We start from the raw sequence: 26,450 nt of genomic DNA, 5'->3' as shown, positions 1-26,450 counted from the left end.
GGAGGTGTGGGGCCGAGGCCCCGGTGTGGGGAGTTGGGACTAGGGGAGGGTGATCTTGTCCGGCTGGTCCTCGATGGACCGCGGCTGCTGGGCGGCCACCGTGTTCTGCTCGGTGTCCTTCCGCTGGAACTGCCGCATCATGCCGCCGATCAGCGACGGGCGTCCCTGCGACTTCGAGTAGACGTCGAAGGCGACGGCGACGAGCAGGACCAGGCCGCGGATGATCTGCACCTGGTTCGACTCGAGGCCCATGAGCTGCAGACCGTTCGACAGCAGCGCCATCACGAGACCACCGATGATCGAGCCGGAGATCGTGCCGACACCACCGGCGACCGCCGCGCCACCGACGAACACGGCGGCGATCGCGTCGAGCTCCCAGCCGGTGCCGTCCGCGGGGCCCGAGGCGCCGGAGTAGGCGACGAACACCATGCCGGCGATCGCGGCGAGGACCGACATGTTCATCATGACGAAGAAGTTGACCTTCTTCGCGGAGACACCGGACAGGACGGCGGCGTTGGCGTTGCCACCGACGGCGTAGACCTGGCGACCGAAGATCGTGTTCTTCGTGACGAAGCCGTAGACGATGGTCAGGACACCGAGGATGATCGCGACGATCGGGACCGAGGTGCCGACCGGGCCGGCACCGAACAGGTACGTCGCGACGAGCGTGACGGCGACCAGGATGCCGGTGCGGACGATCGAGACCCACAGCGGCGGGACCTCTGCCTGCATCTTCCGGCGGCGGGCGCGGCCGCGGGCCTCGATGATGATGAGTGCGAGGATCGTGACGAGCCCGATGAGCAGCGTGCCGTTGCTGTAGCCGAAGTCGGGGCCGAAGTCACCGAGGAAGCCGGCGCCGATCGGGGTGAAGCCGTTCGGCACGGGGACGGACGTCGAGTTGCCGATGATCTGGTTCACGCCACGGAAGATCAGCTGACCGGCCAGCGTCACGATGAAGGCCGGGACCTTCACGAACGCGACCCAGAAGCCCTGCCACGCACCGATCAGGGCACCGCACGCGAGACCCAGGATGATGGCGGCCCACACCGGGAAGTCCCACACGGCCATGGACTGCGCCACGACGATGCCGACGACCGCTGCGACCGAACCCACCGACAGGTCGATGTGCCCCGCGATGATGACCATGACCATGCCGAGCGCCAGGATCAGGATGTAGGAGTACTGCAGGAACAGGTTGATGACGTTGGTCGGCTCGAGGATGAGCCCGTTCGTCGTGACCGAGAAGAAGATCAGCAGCACGATGAGGGCGATGATCATGCCGTACTGGCCGATGCTGTTGCCCTTGCCGAAGAGCAGTTTCAGGTTGTTCATGAGGCGGTGGCGCCCTTCCGCGCGGAGGTCATGCTGCGCATGAGCGATTCGGGATCGGCCTGGTCGGCCGGGAGGTCAGCGGTGATCTGGCCCTCGAAGATGGTGTAGATCCGGTCGGAGAGACCGAGGAGTTCGGGGAGCTCGGACGAGATGAGGATGATGCCCTTCCCCTCGGCCGCGAGCTGCTGGATGATCCCGTAGATCTCGAACTTGGCACCCACGTCGATGCCGCGGGTGGGCTCGTCGAGGATCAGGATGTCGGGGTCGGTGAACATCCACTTGGACAGGACGACCTTCTGCTGGTTGCCACCAGAGAGCTTGCCGACGTTGTCCTCGACGCTCGGCACCTTGGTGCGGAGCATCTTGCGGTACTTCTCGGCGACCGAGTACTCCTCGAGCGAGTCGACGACACCGGCCTTCGAGATCTTCTGCAGGTCGGCGGCGACCGTCGAGCGCTTCACGGTGTCGAGCAGGTTCAGGCCGAGCGCCTTGCGGTCCTCGGAGACGTAGCCGATGCCGTTCTCGATCGCCTGCTGGACGTTCGTGACCTTGATCTCGCGGCCGTCCTTGATGATCTGGCCGTCGAGCCAGGTGCCGTAGGAGCGACCGAACAGGCTCATCGCCAGCTCGGTGCGTCCGGCGCCCATCAGGCCGGCGAAGCCGACGATCTCGCCCTTGCGGACGTGGAAGTTCGATGCCTTGCAGACCAGACGCGACGGGTCGATCGGGTGCTGCACCGTCCAGTTGCGGACCTCGAAGAAGGTCTCGCCGATCTTCGGGGTGCGGTCCGGGAAGCGCGACTCGAGCGAGCGGCCCACCATGCCGCGGATGATGCGGTCCTCGTTGACGCCGTCCGCCTTGACGTTGAGCGTCTCGATGGCCTTACCGTCGCGGATGATCGTGATCTCGTCCGCGATCTGCTCGATCTCGTTGAGCTTGTGGCTGATGATGATGCTCGCGATGCCCTTGGCCTTCAGTCCGACGATCAGGTCGAGCAGGTGCTGGGAGTCGTTCTCGTTGAGCGCGGCGGTCGGCTCGTCGAGGATCAGGAGCTTGACGTCCTTGTGCAGGGCCTTCGCGATCTCGACGAGCTGCTGCTTGCCGACACCGATGTTCTTGATCTGCGTGTCCGGGTCGTCGGCCAGGCCGACGCGGGCGAGCAGGTCCTGCGCACGGAGCTGCGCGGCGGTCCAGTTGATGACGCCAGCGCGGCTCGGCTCGTTGCCCAGGAACAGGTTCTCGGTGATCGAGAGCTCCGGGACGAGCGCCAGCTCCTGGTGGATGATGACGATGCCGGCCTGCTCGGACTGCTTGATGTTCGAGAAGCGGACTTCCTCGCCCTCGTAGACGATCTCGCCGCTGTAGGTGCCGTACGGGTAGACGCCCGACAGGACCTTCATCAGGGTCGACTTGCCGGCGCCGTTCTCGCCGCAGATCGCGTGGATCTCGCCGGCGCGGACGCTGAGGGAGACGTCGGCCAGCGCCTTCACACCAGGGAACTCCTTGGTGATCGAGCGCATCTCGAGGATCGTCTCGGGTGCGGTGATCGACCGGGTCTCGAGGCCGGTGTCGATCGGGGTTGACGCCACAGTGCATCTCCTTCTGCCGCTTCGGTGCGGCAGTGTGTTCGGGTGGTTCTGCTGCGGCAGCGAAAGCACAGGGGGCCTGTGTGGACTTCGTTGTCGCGTCCGGATCCGGCTCGGTGTGACGCTCATGTGAACGGTCACATCGGCTGGACGGAGGCAATTTACGCACAGCCTCGGTGTGGCTGTCAATTCGGATTGGTCGCGTTTTCGTAACGGCGTGCGTGATCCGGAGGGAACGTCCCCCGGGTTGGGGCCAGGGGCCCCGCGAACGGGCGTTTTGTTGCGCGGAACCGCATGCGCGGACGGGAGGCCCGTGGCGGGCCCGCCACGGGCCTCCGGTCCGCTTCGTGGTCGCGTCCGGAGCTCCGCTCGCCTCGTCGGAGCGGGCGTGGCTGGTGCTTCCGGGCGTCCCTGGTCGGACGTTCGTGGCAGGTACGCCCGTTCGTGGCAGCTACTCCGGGGTGGCCGGGTGGTTCCGGGCGTACCGGTTAGTTCCGGGCGTACCTGGTCGTTCCGGGCGTACCTGGACATTCCGGGCGTACCTGGACATTCCGGGCGTACCTGGTCGGAAGTTCGTTGCAGGTACGCCCGTTCCTGGCAGGTACTCCGGGGTGGCCGGTTGGTTTCGGGTGTACCGAGACGTTTCGGGTGTACCCAGTCATTCCGGGCGTACCTGGTGTCTTCGGGCGTACCTGGTCGGAAGTTCGTGGCAGGTATGCCCGTTTGTGGCAGGTACTCCGGGGACGCCGGGTGGTTTCGGGCGTACCGGGTGTCTCCGGGCGTCCCTGGGCAGAAGTCCGTGGCAGGTACTCCGGGGCGCCGCACCAGCCCGAGCTGCGTCAGCGCGTGCGGGGCGCGCTCGTGGAGGCGCGCACGACCAGCTGCGGGACGATGTCGATCGGGCGGAGCAGTTCGCCCTCGCTCGGCAGCAGCAGGTCCACGCAGCGCCGCCCGAGCTCGGCGAAGTCGACCTGCACCGTGGTGAGCGGTGGCCAGAAGTGCTTCGCCTCGGGGATGTCGTCGTAGCCGACCACGGACAGGTCACCCGGGACGTCGAGTCCGTACGAGCGCGCCGCGTGCATCACGCCGAGCGCCATCTGGTCGTTCGAGCAGAAGATCGCGGTGCAGTCCCGCCACCGCAGCAGCTCGCGGCCGGCGTGGTACCCGAAGTCGGCGGTCCAGTCGCCCAGGATCGGCGGCGCGACGGCCATGTCGCGGTCGGACATCTCGCGCAGGAACCCCTGCATCCGGGCGTCGGCCTCGATCCAGTCCTGCGGTCCGGCGATGTGCCGCACGTACTCGTGCCCCAGGTCGAGCAGGTGCGCGGTCGCGAGCCGGGCGCCCTCCATCTGGTCCACCCACAGGGCGGTCGGGTCCTCACCGACGCTGGCGCGCATGGTGACGTAGGGGGTGCGGATACCGAGCTCCGCGATCAGGTCGAAGACCCGCTGCTGGGGTGCGATGACGACGATGCCTTCGACGTCGAGGTCGAGCAGGTGCCCGAGTCCCTCACGCACGGCGGCATCGGTCGCCTCGGCGATGTTCGCAGTCGTGACCGAGTAGCCCCGGAGCATCGCGGCGTCCTCGATCGCCTGCAGTGCCACGGCGGGACCGTAGTGGGCGCGGCGGGCCGTCAGGACGCCGATCGTGTGGGTCCGGCTCGTGACCAGGGCGCGTGCGGCCCGGTTCGGCCGGTACTGCAGCTGCTCCATGGCCGCCAGGACCTTGTCGCGTGTCTCGGCCCGGATCGCGTCCGAGTTGTTCAGCACCCGCGAGACGGTCTGGTGCGAGACGCCCGCGATCCGTGCGACGTCACGGATGCTGGGCGAACGCGGTTGCTGTGTCCGCGATGACGCCATTGCTGCTCGTTTCCGCCCGGGTGTCGTGGCACATCGATGTGCACGTTCACATCCGGGCCAGATCATTATGCACGTCCGGCGGATCGACGCCACCTGTGCGCCGATCCGCCGTCCGCTCAGAGCCAGTTGCGCTTGCGGAAGATCGCCCAGAGCACGCCCATCAGCAGGAGCATGCCGAGGATCGCGACCGGGTAGCCGTAGTGCCAGTGCAGCTCGGGCATGTGGTCGAAGTTCATCCCGTAGACACCGGCGATCAGGCCCGGTGCGAACAGGATCGCCGCCCACGACGAGATCTTCTTGACCTCCTCGCCCTGGCGGTGTGCTGCCCGGGCGAGTTGCCGGCTCTCCTCGCCCTGGGCCAGGCTCGCGCTGGTCATCCGGCGCATCGCCTCGTTCTGCTCCTGCGACACCAGGGTGGCGTGCAGGGTCAGGGCGTTCTCGAGCAGGGCGCGGAACGAGTCGACCCGCTCGGTGACGCGGAGTGCGTGGTCGTGCACGTTGCGGAGGCGGTGCTGCACGTCGTCGTCGACGCCGTACTTGTCGGCACCGCGGAGCAGCCCCGTGACCATCGCCGGCACCGGGGTGGTGGCCCGCTGGAACGCGAGGACCTCGCTGAGCAGCTGGTAGATGCGCTTCGAGACCCCCGGGTCGACCTGCCCGGCGAACAGCTGGTCCTCGATGGCGTCGATCTGCTCCTGCAGCACCTGGACGACGGGGCCGTAGCCGTCGACGACCTCGTCGAGCACGGCCGCGGTCACGGCCTCGGACCCCTTCGCCAGGAACTCCGGGTCCGCCTCGACCTGCGCCCGCAGCGCCGCCAGGTCGGGTCGAGCGGCGTGCCGGACGCTCACCACGAAGTGGTCGCCGACGAACAGGTGCACCTCGCCGAACTCGACGGTGCCCTCGGACGGGTCGAACCAGGCCGGCCGGAGCACCAGGAACAGGGTGTCGCCGTAGCGCTCGAGCTTGGCGCGCTGGTGTCCCTTGCGGGCGTCCTCGACGGCGTTCTCGTGCAGGTCGAACTCGGTGGCGACGGCCTCGAGCTCGTGCGGGTCGGGCCGGAGCAGCCCGATCCACGTCAGGTCGCCACGAGCCGGGCGCGACAGGGTCGACGGAGACTCCACGCGGCGTCCCCGGACGTAGATCGCGTTGTCGATCAGTGCCATGTGCGTGCTCCTTCGGTGGGGAGCAGGCGGGCGCGATGGCGCCCCGGAGGCGATCCGGGGCGGGGCAGGGTCAGCGAGCGGGCGCGACGACCGACACGGGCGGCCGGCCCGATCGAGGATGGTCACCCGACATCGCGCCTCACCTGCCCTTCTCGTCTCGTCGTGGCGGCGCCCAGAGCGCTGCCGACGGTCGAGCGTACGCCTGCGGCGCGGGTCGGACAACCCGTCGCGGCAGGCGCAGGAGCGTCAGCGCGTGACGTGCAGCCCAGCGGTCTCGAGCTCGGCGAGCTGCCACCCGAGCCATGGGCTCCAGGCGAACGGTGCGCCAGCGACGGCCTGCCTGAGAGAGTCCTCGGACACCCATGCCCACTCGGCGACCTCGTCGTCCGCGGGCGCCGGGGTGTCGTCGGTCACGGCACGGAAGACGGGGCAGACCTCGTTCTCCACGATGCCCGATGCGTCGACCGCGCGGTACCGGAACTCCGGCAGCACGACCTCGACGTCCCGCACGGTGATGCCGAGCTCGCGAGAGGCCCGACGGGCGATGGCGTCCTCGAAGGACTCGTGCGGACCGGGGTGGCCGCAGAAGGTGTTCGTCCACACCCCCGGCCAAGTCTTCTTCGACAGTGCTCGTCGGGTCACCAGGACGTCACCGTCGGTGTTCCGGACGTGGCACGAGAACGCCAGGTGCAGGGGCGTGTGGGCTGTGTGCACCGTGAACTTGTCCGCCGTGCCGATCGGGGTACGGTCGTCGGCCAGGAGCACCACGGATTCAGGGAAAGCGTTCATCTGTGTCGATAGGTTAGGCCAATGAGCGAGGAAGCGACCACCGTGCCGCACATCGACCTCGCGCTCGTCGACGACTGCCTCGAGCGCTTCTTCGCCGTGTCGTCGGCACGCGCCGAGCGCTACGGCCGACCGTCCGAAGAACTGTGGCGCGTGCTCCGCAAGGCGAGCATGGGCGGCAAGCGCTTCCGGCCCCGCATGGTCATGACCGCGTACGCCGGCATGGGCGGCACTGACGTGCACGCAGCCGCCAACGTCGCCGCGGCCTACGAACTCCTGCACACCGCACTCGTGGTGCACGACGACGTCATCGACCGCGACTGGTCGCGCCGTGGTCAGCCGAACGTCGCCGGGTCCTTCCGTGACAACGGGACGACGGGCGGCCTGCCGTTGCCGACGGCCGAGCACCGGGGGATGAGTGCCGCGGTCATCGCCGGTGACCTGGCGCTCGCCGGTGCGCCCCGCTTCATCGAGGCTGCGGGCGTCGACGGCACCCGTCGCGAGCGGCTGCTCGAACTGCTCGACGAGGCGGTGTTCGCCAGCGCTGCCGGCGAGATGACCGACGTCGACCTGGCGCTCGGCGTGATGCCGACGGTGGACGAGGTCCTGGCGATGGAGCGGGCGAAGACGAGCGTGTACTCGTTCGAGGCTCCGCTGCAGTCCGGTGCCGTCCTGGCCGGCGCTGACGAGGAGATCGTCACCGCCCTCGGGGCCTTCGGTCGCGAGATCGGCATCGCGTACCAGATCGTCGACGACCTGCTCGGGGTGTTCGGTGACGAGACCATGACCGGCAAGACCGTGCTCGGCGACCTGCGCGAGGGCAAGCGCACCATGCTGATCGCCTACGCGGCGACCACGGACTGCTGGCCCGACCTCGAGCCGTACCTCGGCGACCCGGACCTGACCGAGGCGCGCGCGGACGAGGTCCGTGCGACCCTGGTGTCCTGCGGTGCGCGCGGCGCCGCGGAAGCACGCGTCGCCGACCACACCGCACTCGCCCGGGCCGAGCTCGCCCGGCTGCCGTACGACCTCGCCGACCGCCTGGAGGCCCTCGTGACCGAACTCGTGGAGCGCGCCCGGTGACCCACAGCACCACCACGGCGACCGGATCCCGTCCGGCTCGCCTCCAGCTCTACGACGCCACGGCCGAGGCCGCGTCGGGTGTCGTCATCGACCGGTACTCCACGTCGTTCGGCCTGGCGAGCCGCATGCTGGCCCGCGACACGCGCGAGCACATCCGGAACGTCTACGCGCTGGTCCGCGTCGCGGACGAGGTCGTCGACGGCCCCGCGACCGAGGCCGGGCTCGACCGCGAGCTCGCCCGCACGGTGCTCGACGAGCTCGAGGCCGACACCGAACGGGCCATCGCGCTCGGCTTCTCGGTGAACCCGGTCGTCCACGCCTTCGCCCGGACAGCCCGCGCCACCGGCTTCGGCGCCGAGCTCACCGCCCCGTTCTTCGCCTCGATGCGCATGGACCTCGACCGCACCGAGCACGACGACGCCTCGTTCGACGCGTACGTGTACGGCTCCGCCGAGGTCGTCGGCCTGATGTGCCTGCGCGCGTTCGTGTACCGCGCCGGTCGGCCGACGTTCGACCAGGCCGAACTCGTCGCCGGTGCACGTGCGCTCGGCGCCGCGTTCCAGAAGGTGAACTTCCTGCGTGACCTGCACGCCGACTTCGAGGTCCTCGGTCGCTCGTACTTCCCGGGCGTCGACATCCGCTCCTTCGACGAGGCCACGAAGCACCGCCTGGTCGCCGACGTGCAGGCCGACCTCGACCACGCAGCACGCACGATCCGGCTGCTGCCGGCCGACGCCCGCAACGCCGTCGGACTCGCCCACGCGCTGTTCCAGGAACTCAACGACCGACTCGCGCGCACCCCGGCGAGCCGCCTCGTCACGACGCGCGTGCGCGTCCCCAACCCGGTGAAGGTGCGCCTCGCGGCGCAGGTCCTCGCCGGACGCGCACCGCTCCGGTCGCGCGTCACCACCCACCGGCCGGGAGGCTCCTCATGACCCCGCCCCGCGCCTCCCGACCGACGACGGTCGCCACCACCACCCGGCGCAAGGTGCCCGCACGCCGCGCGGTCGTCATCGGCGGCGGCATCAGCGGCCTGGCGGCCGCCGCGCTGCTCGCACGCGACGGCTTCTCGGTGACGGTGCTCGAGCAGCGCACGCAGCTCGGCGGCCGTGCCGGCTCGTGGGAGCAGGACGGGTTCCGGTTCGACACCGGGCCGTCGTGGTACCTCATGCCCGAGGTCTTCGACCACTTCTTCCAGCTGCTGGGAACGTCGGCCGAGGCCGAACTCGACCTGGTGAAGCTCGACCCCGGTTACCGCGTCTACAGCGAGGGCCACGACGAGCCGATCGACCTGCGCGCCGACGCCGAGGCCAACATCGCGTTGTTCGAGTCCATCGAGCCCGGTGCCGGCGAGCGGATGCGGAAGTACCTCGCGTCGGCCGAGGACACCTACACGATGGCCGTGCGCCGGTTCCTCTACACGAGCTTCCAGGACCTCACGAAGCTCGCCGCACCCGACGTCCTGCGTCGTCTGCCCAAGCTCGCGCGCCTGCTGCTCGAGCCGCTCTCCACCTTCGCCGAGACCGCGGTGCGCGATCGTCGCCTGTGGCAGATCCTCGGCTACCCGGCGGTGTTCCTCGGCACGAGCCCGTACGCGGCGCCGAGCATGTACCACCTGATGAGCCACCTCGACCTGGCCGACGGCGTCCTCTACCCGAAGGGCGGCATCACCGAGGTGATCTCCGCCGTCGAGCGGGTCGCCCGGGCCGAGGGCGCGAAGATCATCGCCGGCGCGAAGGTCGAACGGATCGTCGTCGAGGACGGCGTCGCCACCGGGGTCGTCCACCGCGACCGCGACGGTGTGCAGCACACGGCGCCCGCCGACCTCGTGGTCAGCGCTGCCGACATGCAGCACACCGAGATGCAGCTGCTCGAGCGTGAGCACCGCACCCACGGCGCGGACCACTGGAAGAAGCGCGACCCAGGCCCGAGCGCGGTGCTCGTGTACCTCGGCATCGACGGTCCGACGCCGGGCCTGCTGCACCACACCCTGATGTTCACCGCGGACTGGAAGGCGAACTTCGGCGCCATCTTCGGGGACGACCGGCACGTGCCGGACCCCGCCTCGATCTACGTCTGCGCCCCGTCCGAGACCGACCCGAGCGTCTCCCCGCCCGGTACCAGCAACCTGTTCATCCTGGTGCCGCTGCCCGCCGACCTGTCGATCGGCAAGGGCGGCATCGACGGAGCCGGCGACTACCAGGTCGAGCAGATCGCCGACCGTGCCATCGACGTGCTGGCCGAGCGCGCCGGGGTGCCGGACCTGCGCGACCGCATCCGGGTCCGCCGGACGATCGGGCCGCGCGACTTCGCCGACGACCTGAACGCCTGGAACGGCTCGATGCTCGGCCCGGCGCACACCCTGAAGCAGAGCGCGTTCTTCCGCGAGAAGAACGCGTCGAAGAAGGTCGAGGGCCTGTACTACGTCGGTGCCTCGACGATCCCGGGCATCGGTCTGCCGATGTGCCTGATCAGCGCCGAGGTCCTGCTCAAGCGCATCCACGGCGACCGGAGCACCGAGCCGCTTCCGACGCCCCTCGGGGCCCCGCGGGACCGGACCGAGACCGCCTGATGCCCGGGGTCTACCTCGCCGGCCTGGTGGTGTCCCTGGTCGGCATGACCGTGCTGGACGCCCGCTTCCGGCTGTTCTTCTGGCGGGCACCGTGGCGGGCGGCGGCCGTGATGGTCGTCGGCGTCGCGTTCTTCATGGTGTGGGACGTCGCCGGTGTCGCTGCCGGCATCTTCTTCATCGGGCCGCAGAACCTGCTCACCGGAGTGCTCCTGGCCCCCGAGGTCCCGCTCGAGGAGCTCTTCTTCCTGCTGCTGCTCTGCTACTCGACGATGGACCTGGTCGGCTTCGTCCGGCCCCTGGTGCAGCGGGCGACCGATCGGCGGCGCGCGTGAACGGCACCGGGGCGTACGCGCTCCTGGCCCTGCCGTTCTTCGGCGTCACGGCCGTCGTGGCCGTGGTCGCCGGCGTCGTCGCCGCCCGCCGGGCCCGTGCGGCGGGTCGACGGCCCGCGGTCGGGCGCCGGGTCGCGGTGCTCACGTCCGTGATCGCCGGCGTCGCGTTGCTGGTGATGACGATGGTGTTCGACAACGTCATCGTCACGCTGCGGATCGTCGCCTACGACCCCTCGCTCATCAGCGGTGCGAAGATCGGTGCGATCCCGGTCGAGGACCTCGCCTACGCGATGTCCGCCATCGTGCTGCTGCCCAGCCTGTGGGTCCTGTTCGACCGGACGGGCGCACGCGACCGGACCGGCGCACGCGACCGGACCGGCGCACGCGACCGGACCGGCGCACGCGACCGGACCGGCGCGCGCCCCGCGCTCGGCCCGACCACAGCACCAGCAGAGGACATGAAGTGAACGCCAGCACCGCCTCCAGGCCGTCGACCCTGCGCGCCCTGTTCGTGTCGTCGCGCCCGATCAGCTGGGTGAACACCGCCTACCCGTTCGGCGCCGCGTACCTGCTCGGCAGCGGGGTCGGTGTCGAGGGCGGCGGCGGGTTCTCGCTCGTCGCGTTCCTGGTCGGCGTCGTGTACTTCCTGGTGCCCTACAACCTGGCGATGTACGGCATCAACGACGTCTTCGACTACGAGTCCGACCTGCGCAACCCGCGCAAGGGCGGCGTCGAGGGCGCCCTGCTCGACAAGAGCGTCCACCGCACCACGCTGTGGGCCGTGGTCGTCACGAACGTCCCCTTCCTCGTCGCGCTCGTGGTGCTCGGCGCCGTCAGTGGCAACGGGCCGTGGTCGTGGCTCGTCCTGGCGATCAGCGTCTTCGCGGTCATCGCGTACTCGGCACCGGGGCTGCGGTTCAAGGAGAAGCCGTTCCTCGACTCGCTCACGTCGAGCACCCACTTCGTCTCGCCGGCGATCTACGGCCTCGCCCTGGCGGGCCCGCACTGGACCGGTGAACTCGTCGCCGTGTGCATCGCGTTCTTCCTGTGGGGCGTGGCCTCGCACGCGTTCGGTGCCGTGCAGGACGTCCTGGCCGACCGTGCCGGTGGCATCGGCTCCGTCGCGACCGTGATCGGCGCCCGGGCCACCGTCCGCCTGGCCTTCGTCGCCTACCTGGTCGCCGGCGTCGCGCTGCTGTTCTCGGCGTTCCCCGGGCCGATCGCCGCGATCGTCGTCATCCCGTACGCGCTCAACGTGCTGCCGTGGTGGAACATCACCGACCAGGGCGCCGAGGCCGCGAACGCCGGGTGGAAGCGCTTCCTCTGGATCAACTACCTGGCGGGCTTCATCGTCACGATGGCACTCATCGCGTACGCCTTCACGCACTGACAGACTGGACGCACGCACCGCGGCGTCCGTGGTGCGTCACCAGTCACGACGGCAGTCACGAAGGAGTGCGCGCATGAGAGTCCGGATCATCCACGTCGGTCTCGGAGGGTGGGGCGGCAACTGGGCCCGCACCGCCATCCCAGAGGTGTCGGAAGTGCAGGTGGTCGGGATCGTCGACCCGTCGGCACCGACGCTCGAGGCCGTGCGGACCGACCTCGGGCTCCCGGCCTCCGCGGCGTTCGGGTCCCTGACCGAGGCGCTCGCCGCGGTCGAGGCCGACGCCGTCGTCATCACCGCCCCGGCCGTGACGCACGTGCCGCTCGCGCTCGAGGCCCTCGATGCCGGCAAGCACGTCCTGGTCGAGAAGCCGTTCGCCAACACCACCGACGAGGCCGTCACCGCGGTCCGTCGCGCCGAGGAGCTCGGCCTGGTGCTGCAGGTCAGCCAGAACTACCGCTGGTACCCGGCACCGCGGGTCGTGCAGGAGATGCTCGAGGCGGACGTCGTCGGCGAGGTATCCGCGATCAACGTCGACTTCCGGCAGTGGGACAACGACCAGCCCGCCGAGACGTACCCGCACTACCGGTTCCCGCACGCGATGATCAACGACATGGCGATCCACCACTTCGACCTGCTCCGGATGATCACCGGGCAAGAGGCCGTCCGGGTCTTCGCCAAGGCCAGCTACCCCGCGTACAGCAAGTACCAGGACGAAGCGGTCGCCTCGATGATCATCGAGCTCGACGGCGGCACGGTCGTCAACTACCGCGGCAGCTGGTTGAGCCGCGGCCCGCGCACCGCCTGGGCCGGGGAGTGGAGCATCGAGGGCGAGGACGGCGAGCTCTGGTTCACGAGCCGCGACGGTGAGCCGAACGCGGTCGACGGTGACCGGGTCACCGTCCGCCGCACGCAGGACGACGTCGCCGAGCCGGTCGAGCTCCCCGTGCTCGCGCACACCGACCGCCAGGGCGGGCTGCAGGCGTTCGCCCGCTCGGTGCAGGGCGGCCCCGCCCCCGAGACGAGCGGTCGCGACAACCTGCGGAGCCTCGCGCTGATGGAGGCCGCCGGCCGCTCCGCGGCGTCCGGCCTGCCCGAGGACGTCGTCGTCCCGTCCTGACCGCACCCACCCACGGCCTGGAGGCGCGGGGCGGGCCCGCACCGCGCCTCCAGGCCGGCCCTGGTCGCGTCCACCGCGTCAAAGCGACAGTGGGTTGCGGAACGTTCGCGGCACACTGTCGCTTTCGCGAACCAGACCCGGTGCGGTCCCCCTGATCTGTCGCTCGCGCGTCAGGCGGCGCCGGCCACCCGCCGCGCCTGCGCGACGGCCCGCCGCACGCCGAGCGACCAGCCCGGCCCGTGGCCGGGCAGCACGTGCTTCGCCTCGGTGTCCGCGAGCCGGTCGAGCGACGCGACAGCCGTGTCGACGTCGGAGGTCGCCGCGGGTGCGACGATCCGCGGTCCGATCCCTCCCGTGTACGGGTCGAAGGTGACGAGCGCGTCCCCGGCGATCACGGCGTCACGGTCGGCGAAGTGCAGTGCCACGTGGCCGTCGGTGTGCCCCGGGGTCTCGATGATCCACGGGTTGCCCGGCACGGCGGCGCGGCTCTCCAGCGGTTCGGTGTCCGCGATGCCGTCGACCGTGACCGCACCGGCGAGCAGCATCCGGCCCAGGGGGCGCAGACCACCCGGGTGGAGCGCCACGAACCCGAAGCGGTTCGTCTGCGGCCGGTACGAGTACGGGTGCGCGGCGAGGTGCCGATCACCCGGGTGGACGAACACGGGCGTGCCCCAGTCTCGGTGCATCCGTGCGGCGGTGCCGACGTGGTCGAAGTGCCCGTGCGTGAGCAGGAGTCCCTCGACCTGGTCGGGCGTGTAGCCCAGGTCGTGCACGGCGAGCTGCAGGTGCGGCCATGCGGCGGGCAACCCCGCGTCGACGACGAGCAACCGATCGCCGGTCTCGACGAGGTACGTGTTGGTGTGTGCGATCTCGAGGCGGTGGATCCCCTCGGCGGCGTCCCGGAAGAGCATGTGCGGCACGGTAGACGCGGCCTGCTGGGCACGATCCCGGGTGGGACGTGTACGAAATGGGGAATGGCCAAGGACAGTCTGCCCGAGCTCGAACTCGCCAACGTGCGCACCCGCGAGGGCATCACGGACACCGTGACGGAGCTGAAGCGACGCGCGGACCTGCCCGCCCGGACGCGGCTCGCGGTCGCCAAGACGAAGCAGCGGTGGCACCGCGACCCCACGCCGCTGGTGGCGATGGGCATCACCGGGCTGACCGGTGTCGCGGCGATCGTCCTCGGCATCGCGCTCCGGAACAAGCCCGCTGGGCACCTGGCTCAGCCGCCGGCGAACTCGGCCTTCACCGCGCTGCTGCCGTTCGGCGCGCGTGGCGACGCCCCCTCGGCGAAGGAGCAGGCGCAGGCAGGTCGCAAGGGCCGGAAGGCGCGGGCCAAGGCGGCCGAGGAAGCCCTCGAGCGTGACCCGGCACACCGCGGTCGTGTGAAGCAGCAGGTCGGCATCGCAGCGGTGCAGCGACGGGCGAACAAGAACCGCAAGCAGGCGGTCAAGCGGTCGAAGCAGGCCGTGAAGGCGAGAGGCTAGTCCCATGGCGCACGAAGAGCAGAAGCCGGACCCGGACGACTCCCGGAAGCCCGACAACCCCACCGACCTCAAGAAGCCGACGCTCGTCTACACGCTGAAGAAGACGCTGCGCGAGTTCACGAGCGACCAGTGCACCGACCTGGCCGCGAGCCTGACGTACTACTCGGTGCTCGCGCTGTTCCCCGGGCTGCTGGCGGTCGTGTCGCTGCTCGGCCTGGTCGGACAGGCCGACAACACGATCAAGACCCTGCTGCAGATCATCGGCAACATCGGGTCGGACCAGGTCGTGGACCTGATCAAGGAGCCGCTCGAGGGACTCGTCCGCTCGCCCGCAGCTCCCATCACGTTCATCGTCGGTGTCCTCGGTGCGCTCTGGTCGGCCTCCGGCTACGTGGGCGCGTTCGGCCGTGCCATGAACCGGATCTACAACGTCCGCGAGGGCCGGCCGATCTGGAAGCTCCGCCCGACCATGCTCGGCGTGACGGTGACCACCGTCGTCCTGCTCGTGGTCGGCCTGTTGGTGCTGGTGAGCGGACCGTTCGCCCGCAGCTTCGGCGACGTCATCGGGCTCGGTGACGTGGCCGCGACCGTGCTGCTCATCGTGCAGTGGCCGATCCTGCTCGTCATCGCGATCATCGTCGTCGCGGTGCTCTACTACTGGTCGCCGAACGTCAAGCAGCCGAAGTTCCGGTGGGTCAGCGGAGGATCGATCCTGGCGATCCTCATCTGGATCATCGCGAGCGTCGGCTTCGGGTTCTACGTCGGGAACTTCTCGAACTACAACGCCACGTACGGCTCCCTCGGTGGGGTCATCGTGTTCCTGCTGTGGATCTGGATCACGAACAACGCCCTGCTCTTCGGTGCCGAGTTCGACGCCGAGATCGAGCGGGGCCGCGAGCTGCAGGCCGGCATCCGGGCGGAGGAGGACATCCAGCTCCCCGAGCGCGACACCCGCCAGATCGAGAAGCAGGACGAGCAGCGCGCGCAGGACGTGCTCGAGGGCATCCGCATCCGCCAGGGAGTGGACAACGACTGAGCGTCGCGCGGGTGACCGGCGCTGAGGACTGACGGGCGCTCTCCGGATCGGGACGCTACGGTGCGAGCGTGCCGTCCTTCCTCGAGGGGCTCCCGTTCCGGTGGCTCGTCCTCGCGCTCTTCGTGATCGTGTTCTGCCGTGCGCAGGCCACGTACTGGGTCGCGCGGCTCGCGGTGACGGGTGCGTCCCGATCGCGGTGGGGCGGCTGGTTGCGGTCACCGGCGGTCCGCCGCGGGTCGGCGCTGCTGGATCGCTGGGGGTTGCCCGTCGTGACGGTGAGCTTCGTCGTGGTCGGCCTGCAGACGGTGATGAACGCCGCAGCGGGGCTGGCACGGGTCGCCTGGTGGCGGTACACGATCGCGATGGTGCCGGGGTGCGTGGCATGGGCGTTCCTGTACGCGACGGTCGGGCTCGCCGTGTTCTGGGCGGTCGTCGCGGCGCTCGCCGGTTCGCCGTGGGGCATCGCGGCGCTCGTGGGCCTGGTGGTCGTCGCCGGCGTCGCGCTGACGGTCCTGCGTCGTCGCCGTGACCGCACAGGAGGCCCGGCCCGGCTTCCGTAGGCTGGCCTCCGTGACGACAGACCAGCTCCAGAACCGTCCGGTCGCCCTGGTGACCGGAGCCACCCGCGGCATCGGGCGCGCGATCGCCGCCGACCTCGGCCGCACCCACCACGTGCTCGTGGGCGGCCGGTCCGCCGACGCCGTGGACGCCCTCGTCCAGGAGCTGCCGAGCGCGGCGCCGTTCGTCGGTGACCTGGGCGCGGGCGAGGTCCCCGCGCTGCCCGATCGGCTCGACGTCCTCGTGCACTCGGCCGGTGTCGAGCAGGGCACCACCGTCGCCGACACCCCGCGCGCGGTGTGGGAGCAGGTCTTCGCGACGAACGTGTTCGCGGTCGCCGAGCTCACCCGGCTGGCGCTGCCGGCGCTCCGGACGGCGCGGGGCATCGTCGTGCCGATCAACAGCGGCTCCGGGTTCCACTCGGGCCCCGGCGGTGGCGTGTACGCGGCGTCGAAGTTCGCGCTGCGGGCCTTCGCCGACGCCCTGCGCGAAGAGGAGCGGGCGAACGGCGTGCGGGTGTCGAGCGTGCACCCGGGCCGGACCGACTCGGACATGCAGCGGCAGCTCGTGGCGAAGCTCGGGGAGTCCTACGACACCGACTACTACCTGGCGCCGGAGGACGTGGCCGCCGCGGTCCGCACCGTCGTCGACCTGCCCGAGCGCGGCACCGTCGAGTCGCTCGCGATCCGCCCGACCCGACGGCGCTGACGTCCGTCCCTCGACGGGTCACCGCAGCTCGATCCGTTCGTCGAGCTCGAGCCGTTCCAGGAACGTCTCGTCGTGGCTCACCACGACGAGTGCTCCCCGGTAGGCCCGCAGCGCGTCCACGAGCTGGTCGACGCTCGTCAGGTCGAGGTCGTTCGTCGGCTCGTCGAGCACGAGCAGCTGCGGCGGCGGGTCGGCGAGCACCAGGGCCGCCAGCGCGACCCGGAACCGCTCCCCGCCGGACAGGTCCCCGGCCGGGCGGTCGACGGTGTCCCCGCGCACCAGGAACTTCGCCAGCCGGTTGCGGACCTCGGCGACGGGCACGTGCGGGGCGTCCCGGCGCACGTTGTCGAGCACCGTCGCGGTGTCGTCCAGGCTGTCCTTCCGCTGCGGCAGGTACGCGATCCGGTCGACGTGGGCGACGGCCGTGGTCTCGGGCAGCGGGTGCTCCCGCGCGGCGGGGTCGCCGACGAGCTGCTCGAGCAGGGTGGACTTGCCGACGCCGTTGTCCCCGGTGACGGCGATCCGTTCCGGCCCCTGCACGATGACGTCCCGTCCGCGCACCGTGACGGTCGCGATCTGCCGTGACGCCGGGACGTCCGGGTCGGGCAGGGTCACGTGGATGGACTCGTCGTCGCGCAGCCGGAGTTCGGCCTCGCGCTTGGTGGCGAGTGCGGCGGCCTCGTCGTCCGCGTACCCGACGCGGAGCCGGCCGGCGGTCTCCTGCGCCTTCTTCCGCTGCTCGTTCGCCAGGATCTTCGGCATCGATCGGCCCGCCTTCTCGCCGGCCTTGGCACGCCGGGCGATCTTCGTCTCGGCCTCGATGCGCTGCCGCTTCTCGGTGCGGTGTCGCTGTGCGGCGACCCGGACCTCGCGTTCGACGGCCGCCTGCTGCACGGCCAGGTGCTCCTCGAACGCGCTGAACGTCCCGCCGAACACGGTCATCGACCCGGCGCGGAGCTCGACGGTCTCGTCGACGTGCTCCAGGAGTTCCCGGTCGTGGCTGACGAGCACGAGGGTGCCGCGCCAGTCGTCGACCAGGTCGAGGAGCAGCCCGCGGGCCCGGCGGTCCAGGTTGTTCGTCGGCTCGTCCAGGAACACGATCGGCCGGGCGCGCAACCGAACCCCGGCGACGGCGACGAGCACCGACTGCCCGCCGGACAGCGTCGACACCGGCCGGTCGAGGTCGGTGCCGTCGAGCCCGACCCGGTCGAGCACCGCGGCGGCCCGTTCCTCCAGGTCCCAGTCGTCGCCGACTGCCTCGAGCTGTGCGGCCGTGGCGTCGCCGGCCAGGACGGCCCGGAGCGCGGTGAGTGTGGGCCGGACGCCGAGCAGGTCGGCGACGGTGTCGTCCTCGCTGGCGTGGGCCCACGCCGCCGGTTCCTGATCGACGCGCCAGCGGCGATCAGGCCGTGCCGGTGGGGAGAGGCGCTGCGGCAGGTGGTCGACGGGACCCGACGTCGTGATGCTGCCCGACGTGGGGTGGAGCCGGCCGGTCGCGAGCCGGACCAGCGTGGACTTGCCGGCTCCGTTCCTCCCGACCAGGCCGGTCCGGCCACGTCCGAAGGCGGCGGTGAGGTGGTCGAGCGCGACGGTGCCGTCGGGCCAGGCGAAGGTGACGTCGTGCAGGACGACGGACGGACTGGTGGGCATGGGGGGTGTCTCCCGGTGTCGATGCTGGGCGCACGACACCGAGGCCACCGCGGTGCGGTGGAGCGCCCGACGGGGCGCGCGATCACGGTGTCAGCGCGTGGGCTGAGCGGTACCGGTGATCGACAGCAATCCGTCTGCTTCCGTCGGGGGACCCCCGTGTCCGCCATCCGTTCCGCCGGTCGGTCTCCCGCCCCGGCGGCCCCGCGATGACGACGAGGTGACCTCCACGGTAATCCCCTGACACGGGCACCCGCAAGGGATGACAGGCTGGGGGCATGCCGGAGAACCTGTTGCCGACCCCGTCGTCGAACCCCGAGACCCTGCTGCCCGCCGAGCCGGAGGTGACCGCCGCGATCGAGGCGGAGGCCCCCGTCGCCAGCGTGGTGGTGTCCTACCCGTCGTCGAGCCTGGCGTGGGCGCTGCTCGCCGACGAGGCGTGGGCGCGCGGCGCGACCCTCGAGTCCTACGCGTACGCCCGTGTCGGGTACCACCGCGGGCTCGATGCCCTGCGCAAGGCCGGCTGGCGCGGTGTCGGTCCGGTGCCGTGGTCGCACGAGCCCAACCGTGGCGTGCTGCGGGCGCTGTTCGCCCTGCGGCGTGCGGCCGAGGCGATCGAGGAGCCGGGCGAGGCCGAACGCCTGACCGACTTCCTGAACGCGAGCGATCCCGAGGCCCTGCGCGCCCTGTCCGCCGGCGCGTAGGCGTCGCGCTCCGCACAACCAAAGCCACCTCGAACCGCGGGAACCCCTGGTTCGAGGTGGCTTTGGTTGTGCACGGGCACGGGCACGGCCACGAGGCGCCAGGCGGGACGGCTGCGCCGGTCAGCGGTCGTCGCTTGCGGCGTCCGACCGCCGAGCGGCTCGACTCGCGACGACGCCGCTCACGATGAGGAAACCGAGCGCGAGTGCCATCCCGATGGGCAGCGCGACCTCGACGATGCGCGTCGATGCCACGGCGCTCAGCACTCCCGACCCGAACAACGCCGCAGCCCCTGTGTGCAGCCACGCTCGCGCAGCGCGGTGGCCGACCGTCCACGCTGTCTTCGATCGCATCACGGAAGCAATGCGAATCCCGGCACCGCCGTTCGGGCCGAGGACGCCGCGCGCCGTCAGCTCGGCGACGGCGGAGACGACCAAGCCGCTCGCCATGAGCATCACCGCCGACAAGAGCATCCACCCACTGAAACGTAAGATTCTGGCTGCGTCAAGCGTCATCTCTGCACGCAAAACACCGGTGTTCGCACTGCACGCCGCGGGATGCGGGTGTGCGACGTGCGAACACCGGTGTTTTGCGCGTGACCGACTAGCCCAGCAGCACGCTCCAACTGAAGGCCTGCGGCCAGAGCTGGTGCTCCGGCAGCACGTCGAGCCCGCACGCCCGGCTGCCGAGCCCGTGCTGCGCGGCGTCGAGGTACAGGTACAGGTGCTCGGACGTCGGCAGCTCGTACGGGTGCTCGGCGCGGTCGATCTGCTGCGCGGTCCACGGCGACAGGGTGAACCCCGCACGGTGCGACCCGACCGTCGACACGGTGAACGGCCCGACCGACAGCTCCCGCAGGTCGGGCCGGTGCCCGGTCTCCTGCGGTCGCGAGTACTCCACCCCGAGCGACCGCACCGGCGCGGTGAACCGGCCGACACGGGCAGCGTGCGAGGAATCGGCGTACGACTCCAGCGGTCCGGTCCCGAACCAGGTCGCGTCCGCATCGGCCAGCGATGCCGGCAGGTCGAACCGCACCCCGATCCGAGGCCACGTGACGTCCCAGGCGCCGAACGGCACGGCGTCGGTCTGCAGCACGAGCCCGTCGGACGTCAGGGTCCAGCGGTGCGTGACCTCGAGGCCCCACCCGCTGTTCGCCGCCGCGACGCGGACCCGCTGCTCCAGACCGGAGTCGGTGCGCGACACCGACACCAGCCGGTGCGTCAGCCGGTCCAGCCCTCGGTCGCGCCAGCGCGTTGCCGACGGGGGAGCGGTCGGGTCGCCGACCCCGTGCGTGAGCACCGGGTCCGCGGTCTCGTAGCCGCCCTGTGACGCCAGGCTGTCGTTGTCCGTCGGTGCACGCCAGAGCTCCAGGCGGGGCCCGGCGACCTCGTGGCCCTTCCAGGACACCAGGTCGCCGCGGGCACTGAAGGTGCCGTCACCCAGGTGGTCGCCGTCCCACCCCTGCCGGGAGGCCCGTGGTGCGTCCGCCGCGCGCGCCGCGACGAGCCGCTGGGTGCGTGCGACGACGTGGCCGGTGTCCGCCCACGCGGTCGGCCCCGCCAGTTCCACGGTCAGGTCGAACCAGAGCTCGTCGCCGGGTGCGAGTTCGGACGTGGCCGCGGCGAGCACCTCGGAGGGCACCGGGACCGTCGCCGACTCCCGGGCGGCGACGATGCCCGTGGACAGGCGCCCCGAGGCCTCGACGACGCCGTTCCGCGACAGGGTCCAGCACAGCCGGAGCCCGGCGGTCGAGGCCGAGTGGTACCGGTTCTCGACCAGCACCGTCGTGTCCGAGACCGCCAGGCGGATCGGGGCCACGACGGCGGCGAACTCGGCGAGCCCCGGCGTCGGGGTGTCGTCGGGCAGCACCAGGCCGTCCATCACGAAGTTGCCGTCGTGCACGACCTCGCCGAAGTCCCCGCCGTAGGCGTAGTAGTCCTCGCCCGTGGGCGTCTTCGCGAGCAGGCCGTGGTCTCGCCACTCCCACACGAACCCGCCGTGCAGCCGTGGGTACCGGTCGACCAGGGCCTCGTACTCGGCGATCTGCCCGGGACCGTTGCCCATCGCGTGCACGTACTCGCAGTGGATGAAGGGCTTCGAGCGCTGTCGTGCGGCCTCGGCCGGGCCGCAGCCGAGCAGGGGCGTCGGGGTGCCGCCGCCGATGGACTCGGTCTCCTGCAGCGTCGGGTACATCCGCGAGTAGACGTCCGTGTACTCGCCCGTGTAGTCGCCCTCGTAGTGCACGGGGCGCTCGGCGTCGCGGTCGTGCACCCACTGCGACATCGCCGCGAGGTTCCGGCCGGTGCCGGACTCGTTGCCGAGCGACCACATCACGATCGACGCGTGGTTCTTGTCGCGCTCGACGGTGCGCGCGATGCGGTCGAGGTAGGCCTCGGCCCACGCCGGGTCGTCGGAGGGATTGCCGACCCAGTCGGTGAACAGGAACCCGTGGGTCTCCAGGTCGCACTCCAGGATCACCCAGAACCCGAGCTCGTCGGCCAGGTCGAGCACACGGGGGTGCGGCGGGTAGTGCGAGGTGCGGATGGCGTTGACGTTGTTCCGCTTCATCAGCGCCATGTCGGCGCGGGCGTGCTCCTCGTCGAACACCCGGCCGCGCACGGGGTGGGTCTCGTGCCGGTTCACGCCGTGGAACACCACGCGCTCACCGTTCACCAGGAACCGGTCGCCCACGATCGACACGGTGCGGAACCCGAGTCGGAGCGACACCGTTTCACCGCCCGAGGCGCCCGCGCCGGCCGCCGCGGAACCGGTCGACAGCATCGCGTCGTAGAGCTTCGGCAGCTCGGCACTCCACGGCTCGACGCCCTCGACCTCGATCGGCGCGACGTCGTCCGCCGTGGCCCAGGTGACGTCGACGCCCAGGTCGGGCACCGCGAACCGCACCGGGAACACCGCGTCGAGCGTCGGGAACGTGATCGTGCCGGTCCCCGTCTCCGGCCGTCCCGACGCCGCGGTGCCGGCCGAGGCAGCCGTGCCGAGCGTCGCCCGCCAACCGGCGCGCACGAACGCGTCGTCGATCGGCGCCGTGGGTCGGGCGAGCAGGGTGACGTCGCGGAAGATGCCGGGCAGCCACCACTGGTCCTGGTCCTCCAGGTAGGACGCCGCTGACCACTGGTGCACCCGGACCGCGAGCTCGTTCGCCCCCGGGTGCACCAGTTCGGTGACGTCGAACTCGGTCGCCAGGCGCGAGCCCGTCGACCACCCCACGAGCGTCCCGTTCAGCCACACCCGGAAGTGCGACTCGACCCCGTCGAACCGCAGCAGCACCCGGCCGGCACCGTCGAACGACGACGGCAGCTCGAACGTGCGGCGGTGGTCACCGGTCGGGTTCTCCTCCGGCGGGTGCGGCGGGTCGATCGGGAACGGGTACTGCAGGTTCGTGTAGCTCGGTGCGCCGTGCCCGTGCAGCACCCAGTGCGACGGCACCGGGAGCTCGCCCCAGGCCGGGTCGTCGTCCTTCCCACCCTCGGTCGCGAAGTCCTCGGAGACCGAGGCGACGGGCGACCACCGGAACCGCCAGTCCCCGTTCAGCGACAGGGACGGGGCGTCGGTGTGCAGCCAGGCACGGGGTGCCAGCCGCGAGTCGGAGCCGGGTGCGGTGGACGAGAGTGCGGAGTGGGTCAACCCTTGACCGATCCTTCCGTGAGGCCTCCACGCCAGAAGCGCTGGAGGACGATGATGGCGATGACGAGCGGGATGACCGAGACGAGCACCCCGCCGGTGGTGAGCTGGTAGAACTCCGGCAGGCGGTCGACCTGCGAGCGCCAGTTGTTCAGACCCAGTGTTATCGGGTACAGCTTCTGGTCTGCCAGCATGATGAGCGGCAGGAAGAAGTTGTTCCAGATCCCGACCACCTGGAACAGGAACACGGTGACGAGCGCCGGGGTCATCTGCCGGAGCACCACGGTGTGGAAGATCCGCAGTTCACCGGCACCGTCGATGCGTGCCTGTTCGAGCAGGGTGGTGTCCACCGACGCGGCGGCGTACACCCGGCACAGGAACAGCCCGAACGGCGACACCAGGCTCGGGATGAGCACGCTCCAGTACGTGTCCGTCAGGCCCATCGACGAGAACAGCAGGAACAGCGGCAGTGCTGTCGCGGTCCCCGGCACGAGCACGCCGCCGAGGATCGTGCCGAACACGAACTGGCGCCCCCGGAAGTCGTACTTCGCCAGCGCGTACCCGCCGGCCGCGGCGAAGTAGGTCGCCAGGACGGCACCGACGCCGGAGTACAGGATGCTGTTCGCGATCCACCGGACGAAGATGCCGCCGTCGTAGGTGAACACCTGCTGCAGGTTGCTCCAGAGCGCGAACTCGCCGCCGAACCAGAACCCGTTGGTCGAGAACAGCGCGCCCGTGGTCTTCGTCGCCGCGATGACGACCCAGTACAGCGGGACGATGAAGTACAGCGCGACGACGACGAGGATCCCCGTGACGACGATCTGCGAGCGCGGCGACCGGTCGAGCTTGCGGCGCTGGTGCGCCGAGATCGACGTGGTGTCCACGGGGACGGCGGTCTTCGCCGTGGCCGGCGCTTCGATGGCTTCGCTGGTCATCGTTCAGTCCCTTCGGTGGTCGCGACGCGACCGGCCTGGAGGCCCGGGTCGGCTTGGGAAGTACCGTTGCTGCCCGCCGCAGCGCGCGTCTGGAGCGCGGTGCGGGCCTCCCGGCCGTCGCGCCGTGCGCGCTTGCGGCGGTCGCGTTCGTCCTTGGGCGGTCGGTTCGTCAGCGCGAGGAACGTGAACGACAGGATGAACGCGGCCAGCGCGATGATGACCGCCTGCGCACTCGCGACGCCGTACTCGTTGAACGCGAACGCGTTCGTGTAGGCGGCGTAGTTCGGCGTGTACTCGGTGTCGATCGCCGGGGCGACCGTCGACAGGATCTGCGGCTCCGCGAAGAGCTGCAGGGTGCCGATGATCGAGAACACCGTCGTGAGCACCAGGGCCGGTGCGATGAGCGGGATCTGGATCCGCCACGCGACCTGGAACGCGTTCGCGCCGTCCACCTTGGCGGCCTCGTAGACCTCGCCGGGGATGGACTTCAGCTGCGCCACGATGATGAGCATGTTGTAGCCGGTGTAGGTCCACGTGACGATGTTCGCGATCGACCACAGCACGCTGTTCGCGCCGAGGAAGTCCGGCTGCAGCCCCATCGACTGCAGCAGCGACACGATCGGTGACAGGCCGGGCACGTACAGGAACGACCACAGGATCGTGGCGATGACGCCCGGGACGCCGTAGGGCATGAAGTAGATCGCCCGGAAGAAGCCCGGCCAGCGGGCGCTCGCCGACTCGAGCAGCAGCGCGAGGATCGTGCAGGCGATGATCATCACCGGGACCTGGACGATGCCGAACAGCAGCATGCGGCCGATCGAGGCGACGAACCCGCTGTCCTGCAGGGCGATCGCGTAGTTGTCGAACCCGGCGAACCGGCCGACCACACCGTCCTCACCGAAGAGGCCCTCACGGTCGACGGTGGTGAACGACTGGAACAGGGCGCTGATGATCGGGATGACGAACGTCAGCAGGAACAGCGCCAGGAACGGGGCGAGCAGGATCCACGGGGCACGCTTCTGCGCACTCGTGGCCTTCGTCCTCGTGCGGAACGCGGGGGTGCCACCGGCCGGTCGGCCGGTGGACCGTGGGGTGGTGGTCTGCTGGGTCATCGTGCCGTCCTGACGCTGAGGCCCTTGTCCTTGAAGGACTGGACGATCTCCCGCTGTGCGAGCTCCACGGCGTCACTGAGCTTCAGGCCCGAGGTGAGCTTGCGGCGGAACTGGTTCTGCAGGCTGGTGAAGGCCGACTGGGTCACCGGGGACCACGACCAGTCGATGTTCTGCTCCTTCGAGGCCGGCACGAAGACGTCCTCGTTGTAGTTCTGGCCGGAGAACCACTTCGACGGCTTCTCGCGCTGCGCCCCGATGTAGTCGACGGCGGGCGACCAGCCGATGCCGCAGTGCTTGATCATGGCGTCGATGCCCTCCTTCGAGGTGGTCATCCACGTGATGAACTCGAGCGCCTCCTTCGGGTGCTTCGCGTTCGCCAGCACCGCGGCCGTCGAACCGCCGATGGCGCTCGAGCCGAAGCCGTCGGCGCCCCACTTCTGCATCGGGGCGACCTTCCACTTGCCCTCGCCGCCCTGCACCGACTCGATCAGGGCGTCACCCCAGCTCGCGCTCGTGACCGCGGCGATCTTGCCGCTCGCGGCCGCGGCGTACCACCCGGGGGAGTACGCACCGGCACTCGTGTCGACGAGCTTGTCGTCGATCACGCCGTCGAAGAAGTCCGCGACCATCAGGGTCTTGTCGTCGGTCATGTCGACGACCCACTCGTCGCCGTCGACCTTGAACCAGCGCGCGCCGGCCTGCTGTGCGTACGCGGCGAACGGTGAGGCGTCGGCGACCGGGAACACCTCGAGGTAGTTCTGCTTCCCGGTGCTCCGGACCTTGTCAGCCAGGTCACGCCACTCGTCCCACGTCGTCGGGGGTTCGCCGCCGGCCTGCTCGAGGATCGCGGTCTGGTAGTAGAACCCCATCGGGCCGGTGTCCTGCGGGATGCCGTAGATGCCGTCGACGAACGACACCTGCGCCCACGCGGCCTCGTCGTACTTCGACTCGAAGTCCTTCGCGCCGTACCGGGCCAGGTCGACCAGGCCGTTCGCGAGCATGAACTCGGGGATCTGCCGGAGCTCGACCTGCCCGATGTCCGGGCCGCCGCCGGCCGCGAGCGCGGAGTACATCTTCTGGTACCCGCCGCTGTTGCCGCCGGGGATCCAGTTCGCCGACACCTGGATGTTCGGATGTGTCCTGTTCCACACGTCGCAGACCTTCTGCAGGTCCTTGAGCCAGGCCCAGTAGGTGAGCTGGACGGTCTCACCCGAGGCCGCGGCGGGCACGAGGGCCGCCTTGTTGACGTTGGTCGAGCCCGGGACCGCACAGCCGGCGAGGAGTCCCGCCGCCGCGGTGCCGAGGCCGAAGCCCAACAGGTGTCGTCTCGTGATGGGTCGTGGTCGTGGCGCCATTGCCGCACTCCGTTCGTCGTTGATCGGGGTTGTCGACACCCA

General features: G+C 70.4%; 24 protein-coding genes. 12 read left to right on the top strand and 12 right to left on the bottom strand.

Translation table 11 applies throughout. The annotated features are described in order from the left end of the window. Positions 1 to 39: 39 nt before the first annotated feature. From mmsB to idi, 5 genes are all read right to left on the bottom strand, one after another. Positions 40 to 1,332, bottom strand: a complete 1,293-nt coding sequence (gene mmsB, locus DEJ04_RS03095) for a multiple monosaccharide ABC transporter permease (protein WP_111046218.1) — start codon at positions 1,330 to 1,332, stop codon at positions 40 to 42. Continuing rightward, on the bottom strand, positions 1,329 to 2,852 hold the full coding sequence (mmsA, locus tag DEJ04_RS03090) for a multiple monosaccharide ABC transporter ATP-binding protein (RefSeq protein ID WP_042538695.1): 1,524 nt from the start codon (positions 2,850 to 2,852) through the stop codon (positions 1,329 to 1,331). The genes mmsB and mmsA overlap by 4 nt, the downstream gene beginning before the upstream one ends. A gap of 905 nt (positions 2,853 to 3,757) precedes the next feature. Further along, positions 3,758 to 4,777, bottom strand: a complete 1,020-nt coding sequence (locus DEJ04_RS03085) for a LacI family DNA-binding transcriptional regulator (protein WP_017886425.1) — start codon at positions 4,775 to 4,777, stop codon at positions 3,758 to 3,760. 116 nt (positions 4,778 to 4,893) lie between these two features. After that, positions 4,894 to 5,943, bottom strand: coding sequence for a magnesium and cobalt transport protein CorA (locus tag DEJ04_RS03080; protein WP_056069638.1), 1,050 nt, complete (start codon positions 5,941 to 5,943; stop codon positions 4,894 to 4,896). 246 nt (positions 5,944 to 6,189) lie between these two features. Beyond that, positions 6,190 to 6,732 carry an isopentenyl-diphosphate Delta-isomerase gene (gene idi, locus DEJ04_RS03075; protein WP_111046217.1) on the bottom strand — a complete coding sequence of 181 codons (543 nt, stop codon included), beginning with the start codon at positions 6,730 to 6,732 and terminating at the stop codon, positions 6,190 to 6,192. Positions 6,733 to 6,753: 21 nt separating this feature from the next. Between idi and DEJ04_RS03070 the strand changes: the two genes are divergently transcribed. The 7 genes from DEJ04_RS03070 (at position 6,754) to DEJ04_RS03040 (ending at position 13,223) form a co-directional block, all read left to right on the top strand. Next, complete coding sequence (locus DEJ04_RS03070) at positions 6,754 to 7,812, top strand: polyprenyl synthetase family protein (RefSeq protein WP_071404931.1); 1,059 nt, start codon at positions 6,754 to 6,756, stop codon at positions 7,810 to 7,812. After that, positions 7,809 to 8,747, top strand: coding sequence for a squalene/phytoene synthase family protein (locus tag DEJ04_RS03065; protein WP_111039393.1), 939 nt, complete (start codon positions 7,809 to 7,811; stop codon positions 8,745 to 8,747). Before DEJ04_RS03070 ends, DEJ04_RS03065 begins: the two co-directional genes overlap by 4 nt. Further along, on the top strand, positions 8,744 to 10,384 hold the full coding sequence (gene crtI / locus DEJ04_RS03060; RefSeq protein WP_111022696.1) for a phytoene desaturase family protein: 1,641 nt from the start codon (positions 8,744 to 8,746) through the stop codon (positions 10,382 to 10,384). Before DEJ04_RS03065 ends, crtI begins: the two co-directional genes overlap by 4 nt. Beyond that, a complete protein-coding gene (locus tag DEJ04_RS03055; protein ID WP_027464925.1) occupies positions 10,384 to 10,716 on the top strand; it encodes a lycopene cyclase domain-containing protein in 333 nt (110 codons plus the stop codon). The genes crtI and DEJ04_RS03055 overlap by 1 nt, the downstream gene beginning before the upstream one ends. Beyond that, positions 10,713 to 11,183 (top strand): lycopene cyclase domain-containing protein, encoded by a 471-nt coding sequence (locus DEJ04_RS03050; protein WP_181437717.1) that lies wholly within the window; start codon positions 10,713 to 10,715, stop codon positions 11,181 to 11,183. Before DEJ04_RS03055 ends, DEJ04_RS03050 begins: the two co-directional genes overlap by 4 nt. Further along, positions 11,180 to 12,106 carry a prenyltransferase gene (locus DEJ04_RS03045; RefSeq protein ID WP_071404934.1) on the top strand — a complete coding sequence of 309 codons (927 nt, stop codon included), beginning with the start codon at positions 11,180 to 11,182 and terminating at the stop codon, positions 12,104 to 12,106. Before DEJ04_RS03050 ends, DEJ04_RS03045 begins: the two co-directional genes overlap by 4 nt. A gap of 73 nt (positions 12,107 to 12,179) precedes the next feature. Next, complete coding sequence (locus DEJ04_RS03040; protein ID WP_111046215.1) at positions 12,180 to 13,223, top strand: Gfo/Idh/MocA family protein; 1,044 nt, start codon at positions 12,180 to 12,182, stop codon at positions 13,221 to 13,223. 170 nt (positions 13,224 to 13,393) lie between these two features. On the opposite strand, the gene DEJ04_RS03035 is transcribed toward DEJ04_RS03040, so the two are convergent. Further along, entirely contained in the window at positions 13,394 to 14,134 is a 741-nt protein-coding gene (locus DEJ04_RS03035; RefSeq protein WP_111046214.1) for an MBL fold metallo-hydrolase, read from the bottom strand. Between the two features lie 63 nt (positions 14,135 to 14,197). Between DEJ04_RS03035 and DEJ04_RS03030 the strand changes: the two genes are divergently transcribed. The 4 genes from DEJ04_RS03030 (at position 14,198) to DEJ04_RS03015 (ending at position 17,015) form a co-directional block, all read left to right on the top strand. Continuing rightward, positions 14,198 to 14,713: a hypothetical protein gene (locus DEJ04_RS03030; protein WP_111046213.1), complete on the top strand. Its 516-nt coding sequence runs from the start codon at positions 14,198 to 14,200 to the stop codon at positions 14,711 to 14,713. A gap of 4 nt (positions 14,714 to 14,717) precedes the next feature. Then, entirely contained in the window at positions 14,718 to 15,749 is a 1,032-nt protein-coding gene (locus tag DEJ04_RS03025; RefSeq protein WP_111046212.1) for a YihY/virulence factor BrkB family protein, read from the top strand. 68 nt (positions 15,750 to 15,817) lie between these two features. Then, the gene (locus tag DEJ04_RS03020; protein WP_027464919.1) at positions 15,818 to 16,309 is read left to right on the top strand and encodes a VTT domain-containing protein; all 492 of its coding nucleotides are present in this window, start codon (positions 15,818 to 15,820) and stop codon (positions 16,307 to 16,309) included. 10 nt (positions 16,310 to 16,319) lie between these two features. Then, positions 16,320 to 17,015 (top strand): SDR family oxidoreductase, encoded by a 696-nt coding sequence (locus tag DEJ04_RS03015; protein ID WP_111046211.1) that lies wholly within the window; start codon positions 16,320 to 16,322, stop codon positions 17,013 to 17,015. Between the two features lie 18 nt (positions 17,016 to 17,033). Here the strand turns inward: DEJ04_RS03015 and DEJ04_RS03010 are convergent, their stop codons facing one another. Next, entirely contained in the window at positions 17,034 to 18,665 is a 1,632-nt protein-coding gene (locus DEJ04_RS03010; RefSeq protein WP_111046210.1) for an ABC-F family ATP-binding cassette domain-containing protein, read from the bottom strand. A 275-nt stretch (positions 18,666 to 18,940) separates the two neighbouring features. On the opposite strand from DEJ04_RS03010, the gene DEJ04_RS03005 reads away from it, so the two are divergent. Then, positions 18,941 to 19,366, top strand: coding sequence for a DUF3151 domain-containing protein (locus DEJ04_RS03005; protein WP_111039402.1), 426 nt, complete (start codon positions 18,941 to 18,943; stop codon positions 19,364 to 19,366). A gap of 120 nt (positions 19,367 to 19,486) precedes the next feature. Here DEJ04_RS03005 and DEJ04_RS03000 read toward each other — a convergent pair whose 3' ends face one another. The 5 genes from DEJ04_RS03000 to DEJ04_RS02980 all read right to left on the bottom strand — a co-directional run bounded on the left by DEJ04_RS03000 (position 19,487) and on the right by DEJ04_RS02980 (position 26,408). Then, positions 19,487 to 19,879: an SdpI family protein gene (locus DEJ04_RS03000; RefSeq protein WP_111046209.1), complete on the bottom strand. Its 393-nt coding sequence runs from the start codon at positions 19,877 to 19,879 to the stop codon at positions 19,487 to 19,489. 88 nt (positions 19,880 to 19,967) lie between these two features. Continuing rightward, positions 19,968 to 23,009, bottom strand: a complete 3,042-nt coding sequence (locus DEJ04_RS02995; RefSeq protein ID WP_111046208.1) for a glycoside hydrolase family 2 TIM barrel-domain containing protein — start codon at positions 23,007 to 23,009, stop codon at positions 19,968 to 19,970. Continuing rightward, positions 23,006 to 23,941 carry a carbohydrate ABC transporter permease gene (locus tag DEJ04_RS02990; protein WP_027464914.1) on the bottom strand — a complete coding sequence of 312 codons (936 nt, stop codon included), beginning with the start codon at positions 23,939 to 23,941 and terminating at the stop codon, positions 23,006 to 23,008. Before DEJ04_RS02990 ends, DEJ04_RS02995 begins: the two co-directional genes overlap by 4 nt. Further along, positions 23,938 to 25,053: a carbohydrate ABC transporter permease gene (locus DEJ04_RS02985; RefSeq protein WP_111046207.1), complete on the bottom strand. Its 1,116-nt coding sequence runs from the start codon at positions 25,051 to 25,053 to the stop codon at positions 23,938 to 23,940. Before DEJ04_RS02985 ends, DEJ04_RS02990 begins: the two co-directional genes overlap by 4 nt. Then, entirely contained in the window at positions 25,050 to 26,408 is a 1,359-nt protein-coding gene (locus DEJ04_RS02980) for an extracellular solute-binding protein (RefSeq protein WP_111046206.1), read from the bottom strand. The genes DEJ04_RS02985 and DEJ04_RS02980 overlap by 4 nt, the downstream gene beginning before the upstream one ends. Between the last annotated feature and the right edge of the window lie 42 nt (positions 26,409 to 26,450).

Origin of the sequence: Curtobacterium sp. MCLR17_044 (assembly GCF_003234435.1) — a bacterium.
Classification (GTDB): Bacteria; Actinomycetota; Actinomycetes; order Actinomycetales; family Microbacteriaceae; genus Curtobacterium; species Curtobacterium flaccumfaciens.
This window is presented reverse-complemented; position numbering and strand designations above follow the sequence as displayed.